The organism is Pontibacter amylolyticus, from assembly GCF_014638845.1.
GTDB classification, from domain to species: domain Bacteria; phylum Bacteroidota; class Bacteroidia; order Cytophagales; family Hymenobacteraceae; genus Pontibacter; species Pontibacter amylolyticus.
Genome location: NZ_BMFP01000006.1, coordinates 199960 through 209152, shown reverse-complemented (window position 1 = coordinate 209152; position 9193 = coordinate 199960). Strand labels below are relative to the sequence as shown.

Here is a 9193-nt window from a genome sequence, read left to right as displayed (position 1 = left end):
TTTAAGAGGGCCCCTACCCCCACGGATTAACAGGATTCTCTTGCACGATTGTCATCCCCCGCCCCTCCCGAGAGGGGAATTAGGTTATTGCCTTTCGAAGGTATAATCGTAGTAGTTTCAGTAGTCCTTTTGATATACCGGGTCGAACCACCCCAGCCCCTCCTTATCCAAGGCGGGGAGTCTGTAGTTGCCAACTCACAGGTATAAGCTCTATGGCATCTGAAAAAGACCATTGGCAAGTATAGAAAGGATAACTCGCACACTCACTACGAAGCAGACAGCTGTTCCAGGTGCACTTTATGGCGCTCCACTGTTTGAGCGTTCAGCGAGTTTGGAGCGTCTTGACTTTTTTGCCTACTTTTTGTGTCAAGACAAAAAGTAGGGCCCGCCCGGCCAGGGCAAGCTATGAAACAAAGGTAGCTATACCTGCAAAAGGCAGTAGCCACAGTGCAAAGCAGGCTATACCTATACCTGTGCCAGCGGCCCCACCATAGTAGACACGAGCGAGGAGGCTCGCACCATAGCAAGAAGCCCAGCTGGTTAAGCGAAAACTGCCTAATCCTTCTGACTCGCCTGAAACAGCTTCTGCTTCTCTTCTTTGGAAAGGCTTTCGTAACCCGACACCGAAATCTTGTCCAGAATCAGGTCGATCTCCATTTGGCTTGGTTTACCGGCATACCCTGTATGGTAGCTAGAGGAAGGGCGTGAATCATTCCCAACAGTGGCTTTCTGCCGGTGCGTTACTTTCAGCTTCGGACGGCGCTTGAACAAGTTGGTGAAAAAGTCCATCGTGCTGTGCAAGGGGCGTCCCATATCGCGGCCGCGCTGCAGTTGCTTCACGAAAAGCCAGCCAAACAGGGCACCACCCAAGTGGGCAATGTTACCACCGGCATTATCGCCCACAGCGCCGGAAATAGACAGGATCACCAGAAAAGCCGCGATGTACTTGATCCGAACCGGACCGATCAGGATCAGGTTAAAGGTATAGTTCGGAATCAGCGTGGCGGAAGCTACGACCACTGCCAGCACACTGGCCGAAGCACCAATCATCACGGCGTAGGCGGCACGGTCGGCAAAGTACGGGATCAGGTTGTAGCTCAGTATATAAAGTATACCACCGGCTATACCTCCCAATATGTAGAGGCTCAGCAATTTCTTCTCACCCAGATACTCCCTGATCAGCTGCCCGAACCAGTAAAGGTTGAGCATGTTGAAGATGATGTGGAGGAAACCTTCGTGTGTAAAGAAATAGGAAATGATCGTCCAGGGACGGGTAATGAAAACGAGCGGGTCAGAGGGCAATGCAATAAAGCGCATCAGCCCCGTGTAGGCCCAGCTGCTACTGGTCAGGTACAGCACCGTACGAAGCACGATCAACGTCACAAAAACGATGACGTTGATCAGAATCAGTTGCTTCAGGGTATTGTTTTGCTGCCGGAAAGAGTCTTTTATGTCTTGGATGATGCTCATTATACCTGTTAGCTGAAAAGAGCGGAAAGGCTTTTGCGCCTTGCTAGCTTATACTTATTGTTCTTACTATTACGTATCCTGATAATCGTTGCGTTGCCACATTTTAATAAGAATGTACGCAAACAGCATACCACCGAGGTGTGCAAAGTGCGCTACGTTATCGCCTGGCACCCTGTTAAAGCCTGCATACAGCTCATACGCCCCATAGAAGAGCACAAAATACTTGGCTTTGATGGGGATGGGCAGGAAGAGCAGGAAAAGCTCCAGATTCGGAAAGAGCATACCAAAGGCCATCAGGATCCCGAACACCGCCCCCGACGCACCCAGCATCGGCATGTTGAACGCCTGGTTGAAGACAGCCGTAACGGCTTTTTTACTTTCGGTGATGTACCCTTCGTTATCCGGGTTGCGCTGGTACTCGATCGCAAAGCGTTTCTCGTATCCACCCGCGTAATGCGATTCCATAAAATTATAGAAGCCCGCCGGCGTGGGGTTCTCGATGTACTGCACCGCCTCGTTTTCAATCGTGTTGAGTTCATATGCCCGCACGCCGGAGTAGAGCATGCTGGCGCCCAGACCGGTGATCAGGTAAAAGCTGAGAAAGCGCTGCGAACCCCAGAACCGCTCCAACAAGGGCCCGAAGATGAACAAGCTGAACATGTTGCTGAACAAATGCGCCCACCCGCCATGCAGGAACATGTGCGTGAATATCTGGACCGGCTGGAAATAGTCGGAGCCGAAGTGGTGCAGTGCAAATGACCGGTAGTCGAACACACCATTTGCCTGCAGTATGAACACCACCACGTTGATGATCAGGAGGTTCCTGACCATGGGGGTTATATTGAACATCTTATCTTCTTTTTCTCGCGTTGCTTGCTATACCTGTTGGCTATACCTGAGGTTATTAATAGCTCAAGTCAAAATCAACAATTTAACAAGCAACCATTTAACAATTCAAATCACCCCTTCTGGAAAAGGTCATGCAGCTGACCGAGCTCCATGATGACCAGCGTCTTCTGTCCGCCAGGGGTATAGTTGGGTACTTCGCAGCCAAACAGCTTGTCTACAAGCGAGTTCATTTCGAGCTCCGACATGCGCGGCTGTACCTTGGAAGCCAGTCGCTTGGCCATGGCCCGAGCCAGGTTCTCCCGTTTATCCAACTTGAGCGTGGCCAGATTGTTTTTGTATTGCTCGATCAGTTCCTCGAGCAGCTCTTTTTCATTGGCCGCCTGCACATCGGCAGGTATAGCGTTCAGGATGATGGTGTTGCCGCCGAAGTCCTCAAACTGGAAACCCAGCTCCTGAAACTCTGCCCGCAACTCTTTCACCAAAGCCGAATCAGCGGGCGACAGCTCGATGGTCTGCGGGAAAAGCAAGGCCTGCGAGGTCACCATCTTTTTCTGCAGCGAGGCCATGTATTTTTCAAAAAGAATCCGCTCCTGCGCCGCCTGCTGGTCGATGATCATCACGCCTGACTTCACCTGCACCAACAAGTACTTGTGATGCACCTGCAAAGTTTTGCTGGACGTGGTCATGGGCGTAGCGAACGTGTCGTCGAGCAGTCCCATACCCGATGGGGACGTGATCCGCTCCTCCTGCTGTTCCACCGCCTCCACATTGCGCAAAGGTTCGTACAATTGCTCCCAGCCGTTAACGCTCGCTTTTTTAGGCGAGGACGGTACTTTAAAGCCCGGAAAGGTACCTTCTTTCTCAAAGCCCTCTCCCCCATGCTGCATTCGGATAGGCTGCAGCGGCGCAAAGTTCACGTCACTCTGAAAATCGAGCGAAGGGGCGATGTTGTGCGTCCCCAGCGATTTTCTCACAGCGGCATGTACGATGGCGTATACTGTCTTTTCGTCCTCGAACTTGATCTCGGTCTTGGTCGGGTGCACGTTGATGTCGATCCGCTCGGGCTCAATGTCGATGAAGAGCACATAGAACGGGTGGCTGTCTTTTGGCAGGAGTCCCTCATAGGCCGTCATCACGGCATGGTTGAGGTAGCCGCTTTTGATAAAACGGTTGTTCACAAAGAAGAATTGCTCACCGCGGGTCTTCTTGGCAAACTCGGGCTTGCCGATGTAGCCGCGCACGCTCATAAAGGGTGTTTCTTCCTCACAGCCGGCCATCTGCTCCTTATAGTTGTTGCCGAACACGCCCACAATGCGCTGACTCAGCTTACCGGCCGGCAAACTGAATATCTCGACGTCGTTGTGGTGCAGTGTGAAGGCCACTTCCGGGTAAGCCAGAGCCACCCGCTGAAACTCGTCGAGGATATGACGCATTTCCACCGCGTTCGTCTTCAGGAAGTTGCGGCGGGCGGGTACGTTATAAAAGAGGTTTTTGACGGCGATGGATGATCCGGCAGCTACGGCGGCCGGTTCCTGCGCGGCCACCGTCGAGCCTTCCACCAACAGGCGGGTACCGGTTTCGGCGCCGTGCGGCTTGGTTTTGAGCTCTACCTGCGCCACCGCCCCGATCGAGGCCATGGCCTCGCCCCGGAAGCCCATGGTGCGGATCCGGAAGAGGTCTTCGGTAGACTTGATTTTGGAGGTAGCGTGTCGCTCGAAACACATGCGGGCGTCGGTTTCCGACATACCGATCCCGTTGTCCACTACCTGCACCAGTTGCTTGCCAGCATCCTTCACAATAAGTTGCACGCTCGTGGCGCGAGCGTCAATGGCATTCTCGAGCAACTCCTTCACCACCGACGAAGGCCGCTGCACTACTTCGCCTGCAGCTATCTGATTGGCAAGGTAATCGGGCAATAAGTGTATAATATCGGACATCCGCTATTTCAAATTCAATTTGGTGGTATCTTCCCTTCAAAGCACCCAATTTCGGAAATCGGCCGGGTTTTTGAATATACTATTTTGTCAAAACAGAACTTATTCGGAATGAAATTTATTACTAATTTACAGACCGGTTGCAAAATATGCCCGGAAATTAGAGTTCATCCGGATTCTGATCTTAACAAGAGAAGCTATATGACTTGTGTCTCTTGAGGCGTTAGCAACTTGCAAGCACCATCCGCCATACCGCCTTAGGGAGGCAAAAAAGACCAGAAATAATTTTTCTCGTTTTTTTGAGCCGCCTTCTGCAAAAATAGGGGTAATTTCGACTTGTTCCAATATATAATACTAGTACAGGATGTTGAAGAGTTTTAGCTTAGGGTTACTTATACTTATCTTTCTCGGAATGGGACCGCTGATGTCACTGACACCGTCAGACAGCATCATTGTGGCCTCAAAAGAGCAAAGTTGGGTAGACAGTGTCTTTACGTCTATGACTCCCAATCAGCGTCTGGGCCAGCTCTTTATGGTGGCCGCCTACTCCAACAAAAACGAAAAACACTTCCAGTCAATCGACACGCTGGTGAGCCGCTACGGTATCGGCGGCATCATGTTCATGCAGGGTGGCCCGGTGCGGCAGGCCCAGCTCACCAACCGTTTCCAGAGCAAGGCCCGCGTACCGATGCTGATCGCGCTGGACGCCGAGTGGGGTCTGAACATGCGCCTCGACAGCAGCATGCACTTCGCCAAGCAAATGACGCTGGGGGCCCTCAACGACGACAAGTACGTATACCTGATGGGCCGCGAAATTGCGCTTAAAATGAAGCGCATGGGCGTGCACGTGAGCTTTTCGCCTGTGCTGGACGTGAACGTGAACCCGGCCAACCCGGTGATCGGCAACCGCTCCTTCGGCGAGACCAAAGAAGAAGTGGCCCGACGCGGCGTAGCGTATATTAAAGGTCTACAGGACCACGGCGTAATTGCCGTTGCCAAGCACTTCCCCGGCCACGGCGACACCGACACCGACTCTCACCTGACCCTTCCGGTGGTGAACCATGACATGAAGCGCCTCTCGGAGGTGGAGCTATACCCTTTCCATAAGTCGTTTGAGGCCGGCGTGATGGGCGTGATGGTGGCGCACCTGCACATGCCCAAGATCGACTCTACTAAAAACCAGGCGGCCACGCTCTCTAAGCCGATCGTAACAGGACTTCTGAAAGAAAAGATGAAGTACAAGGGCCTGGTGTTTACCGACGCCCTGAACATGAAAGGCGTGAGCAGCTTCTACAAGCCCGGCGAAGTGGATTTGAAAGCCCTGCTGGCTGGTAACGACGTCCTGTTGTTCCCGGAGGACGTGCCAACCGCTGTGCGCAAGATCAACGAGGCCATCGCCAACAAGCAACTCAAACAGGAAGACATTGACCAGCGTGTGCGCAAGATCCTGCACGCCAAGTACTGGGCTGGCCTGAACAACTACAAGCCGGTATCGCTGACCAATCTGCAGCAGGACGTAGATCGTCCGCTGAGCAATGTGGTGCAGGAGCAACTTTACGAGCATGCCGTGACCGTGGCCCGCAACAAAGGCAACCTCATTCCTTTCCGCAACCTGGATACACTGAGCATTGCATCCATAACCATTGGCACAGGCCCTAACAACATCTTCCAGCAAACACTGGGCAACTACGCGCCAGTAACCAGGTTTAACATCAAAGACCGCTTTGCACCAGACACGGCTTTTACCAAACTTATAGCAAAACTGCAGGACCATGATGTGATCGTGGTAAGCGTGCACGGTATGAACAACACGCCATTTCGGGATTTCGGCATTGGCCTGGGCACACGTGCTTTCATCAAGTACCTGCAGGAGCGCACGGACAAGAAAGTGGTGGTAGCCGTATTTGGCAATGCCTACAGTCTGAAGTACTTTGACAAGAGCGATTGGCTGGTGGCAGGCTACGAAGACAACCCGATATCGCAATCGCTGGTGCCGCAGGTGCTTTTTGGTGCCCGTGCCGCGAAAGGCAAATTGCCCATCACCGCCTCGGCTACGCTGAAGGCGGGCACAGGTATAGCTACCCCTAATCTCGGCCGTCTGAAGTATGGCACGCCGGAGAGCGTGGGGATGGATTCCAGGACGCTGGCCCAGATCGACAACATTGCCACCGAAGCCATTGCCTACGCTGCCACGCCGGGTGCGCAGGTGCTCGTGGTGAAGAACGGCACCGTGATCTTCAACAAATCGTACGGCCACTATACCTACGACAAGAAAAAGCCGGTGACCAACAACACGGTATATGACATCGCGTCCATCACCAAAGTGGCGGCAACACTGCAGGCCGTGATGTTCCTGAAAGACCAGGGAAAGATCAATCTCGACGAGAAAGTTGCCACCTACCTGCCGGAACTGAAAGGCACCAACAAGGCCAACCTGGTGATCCGTGACGTGCTGGCCCACCAGTCGGGTTTGCGCGCAGGTATACCGCACTGGCAGAAAACACTGGACAAGCTGCAGCTGAACCAGACCTTCTACGCCAGCGCCCAGAACGACGTGTTCCCGAACGAAGTGGTGCCTGGCATCTACTCCATCAAATCGATGGAAGACTCGCTGTGGGCCTGGACCGTGCGCTCACCGTTGCTGACAAAGCCGAAAGCCGCCAAGACCTACGAGTACCAGTACAGCGACCTGGGCTTCTACATCCTGAAGCGTATGTCGGAGCGCATGCTGAACCAGCCGCTGAACGAGTTCATGGATCAGAACTTCTACGGTCCGCTCGGCTTGAGCACGATGACCTATAACCCACTTCTGAAGCACTCGCGCGATGTAATCGTACCGACCGAGGATGACAATTACTTCCGCAAGAACCTGATCTGGGGAACGGTGCATGACCAGGGCGCTGCCATGATGGGCGGTGTGGGCGGCCATGCGGGCTTGTTCTCCAATGCCAACGACCTGGCCGTGCTCTTGCAGATGAACCTGCAGAACGGCAACTACGGCGGGCACAAGTTCTACAACACCCCGGTGGTGACGGAGTTTTCGAAGCGCCAGTCCACCACCAGCCGCCGCGGCCTGGGCTGGGACAAACCCGACCCCGACGGCAACGGCCCGACCTCGAACCTGGCCTCGAAGTCAACGTTTGGCCACACCGGCTTTACCGGTACAGGCGCCTGGGTTGACCCGGAGAATCAACTGATCTACATCTTCCTGAGTAACAGGGTATACCCGGATGCCGGCAACTCCAAACTGGTGAAGTATAACATCCGCACCCGTATACACGATGTGATTTATAAATCGATTGTTCCTAAAACTTAACATAGAATGGATTGTTGACAAATGCAGCTCCGCGTGGGGCTGCATTTGTTGTTTCCACAGCACAAAACCATGAAAATCGGAATAGTTTGTTACCCTACCTTCGGGGGAAGCGGCGTTGTCGCTACCGAACTCGGCAAGGCGCTGGCGCTCAACGGGCATCAGGTACACTTTATCACCTATAGCCAACCGGCCCGCCTCGACTTTTTTAACGAAAACCTGTTCTACCACGAAGTATACATCCCTAATTACCCACTGTTCCAGTATCCGCCTTACGAGCTGGCGCTGGCCAGCAAGATGGTAGACATCGCCCGCTTTGAGAAGCTGGACTTGCTGCACGTGCACTATGCCATACCGCACGCTTCGGCGGCTTACATGGCCAAACAGATCCTGCGCACCAAAGGCATCCATATACCTGTCATCACGACGCTGCACGGCACGGACATTACGCTGGTTGGCAAAGACGCCTCTTTTGAGCCGGTGGTCACGTTCAGCATCAACCAGTCGGATGGCGTAACGGCCGTGTCGGAGAGTCTGCGCACTGAGACTTACGAGTTCTTCCAGATTGAAAAAGAGATCGAGGTAATCCCCAACTTCATCGACCTGAACAAGTTCAAGCGCCAGAAGAAAGATCATTTCAGAGCGGCGATCAGTCCGAACAACGAAAAACTGCTGGTGCACACTTCTAACTTCCGGGGCGTGAAACGCGTGGAGGACGTGATCCATATCTTTGCCAAGGTGCGTGAGCAGATGCCGTCCAAGCTGTTGATGGTGGGCGACGGACCTGAGCGCCCTAAAATGGAAAAGCTGTGCCGCGACCTGAACATCTACAACGATGTGCGGTTCCTGGGCAAGCTGGAGGCGGTGGAAGAAGTGCTTTCCATTGCGGACCTGTTCCTGATGCCGTCCGAGAAAGAGAGCTTTGGTTTGGCCGCACTCGAGGCGATGGCCTGCGAGGTACCCGTTATCTCGACCAACGCGGGCGGTATACCTGAGCTGAACATACACGGCATTACCGGTTTTGTGAGCGAAGTAGGCGATGTGAGCGACATGGTCAAAAACGCCCTCTACATCCTCGACGATGCCCACCTGCCCACTTTCAAGGCAAATGCCCTGGCCCGTGCCCACGACTTTGACATTAACACGATTGTGCCGCTCTACGAGCAATTCTACCAACGCATCATCGACGCACAATTGGCTGAAACCAGTAATCCGCTGTAATTCTGAAATAAAGACTAAAAATCCGGCCGCTATACCTGTTGCCGGATTTTTTTATGTCCTATATTTACTTTAGTGTGTCAACTCATACTGGTTCTTTGTCGTCTCGACGGAAGGAGAGAACATCGCCCTCGCTCGCCTCTGTCGAGTGTGAGCTATCGGGCGGACTCTGGCCGCTAGTGTTTATGCACTGGCACTGAACTGCATGCTATTTCGTATTTCTCAATCCGAAATCTACCTGTTGCAGATTTGTAATCCGCAGTAAGCGGGACACAGGGATTCGGAAATCCCCACAGTGGGGGTAGGCCCCCTCGACAAAGCTTGGGGATTGAGAAATCCGGAAGAGCTTTTTGAAGAGCCTTTTAGGAAACATGAACACTTGTAGGGACAGGTCGCGACCTGTTCGAAT

Annotated in this window: 5 protein-coding genes; 2 read left to right on the top strand and 3 right to left on the bottom strand. The window is 53.2% G+C overall.

Annotated elements, in window-relative coordinates; genetic code table 11:
- Positions 1-555 precede the first annotated feature (555 nt).
- The 3 genes from IEV97_RS16035 to mutL all read right to left on the bottom strand — a co-directional run bounded on the left by IEV97_RS16035 (position 556) and on the right by mutL (position 4256).
- Positions 556-1470, bottom strand: coding sequence for a rhomboid family intramembrane serine protease (locus IEV97_RS16035; protein WP_188502510.1), 915 nt, complete (start codon positions 1468-1470; stop codon positions 556-558).
- Positions 1471-1539: 69 nt separating this feature from the next.
- Positions 1540-2301, bottom strand: coding sequence for a rhomboid family intramembrane serine protease (locus tag IEV97_RS16030; RefSeq protein WP_373283836.1), 762 nt, complete (start codon positions 2299-2301; stop codon positions 1540-1542).
- A 128-nt stretch (positions 2302-2429) separates the two neighbouring features.
- Complete coding sequence (gene mutL / locus IEV97_RS16025; protein WP_188502508.1) at positions 2430-4256, bottom strand: DNA mismatch repair endonuclease MutL; 1827 nt, start codon at positions 4254-4256, stop codon at positions 2430-2432.
- Between the two features lie 421 nt (positions 4257-4677).
- On the opposite strand from mutL, the gene IEV97_RS16020 reads away from it, so the two are divergent.
- Both IEV97_RS16020 and bshA read left to right on the top strand, forming a co-directional pair.
- Positions 4678-7569, top strand: a complete 2892-nt coding sequence (locus tag IEV97_RS16020; RefSeq protein WP_229733982.1) for a serine hydrolase domain-containing protein — start codon at positions 4678-4680, stop codon at positions 7567-7569.
- A gap of 69 nt (positions 7570-7638) precedes the next feature.
- A complete protein-coding gene (bshA, locus tag IEV97_RS16015; protein ID WP_188502506.1) occupies positions 7639-8787 on the top strand; it encodes an N-acetyl-alpha-D-glucosaminyl L-malate synthase BshA in 1149 nt (382 codons plus the stop codon).
- The last annotated feature ends 406 nt before the right edge of the window (positions 8788-9193 follow it).

Bases quoted from the DNA above. Each gene is read 5' to 3' on its own strand.
- IEV97_RS16020 (WP_229733982.1), top strand. From the start codon at position 4,678: ATGTCACTGACACCGTCAGACAGCATCATTGTGGCCTCAAAAGAGCAA.
- mutL (WP_188502508.1), bottom strand. From the start codon at position 4,256: ATGTCCGATATTATACACTTATTGCCCGATTACCTTGCCAATCAGATA.
- IEV97_RS16035 (WP_188502510.1), bottom strand. From the start codon at position 1,470: ATGAGCATCATCCAAGACATAAAAGACTCTTTCCGGCAGCAAAACAAT.
- IEV97_RS16030 (WP_373283836.1), bottom strand. From the start codon at position 2,301: ATGGTCAGGAACCTCCTGATCATCAACGTGGTGGTGTTCATACTGCAG.
- bshA (WP_188502506.1), top strand. From the start codon at position 7,639: ATGAAAATCGGAATAGTTTGTTACCCTACCTTCGGGGGAAGCGGCGTT.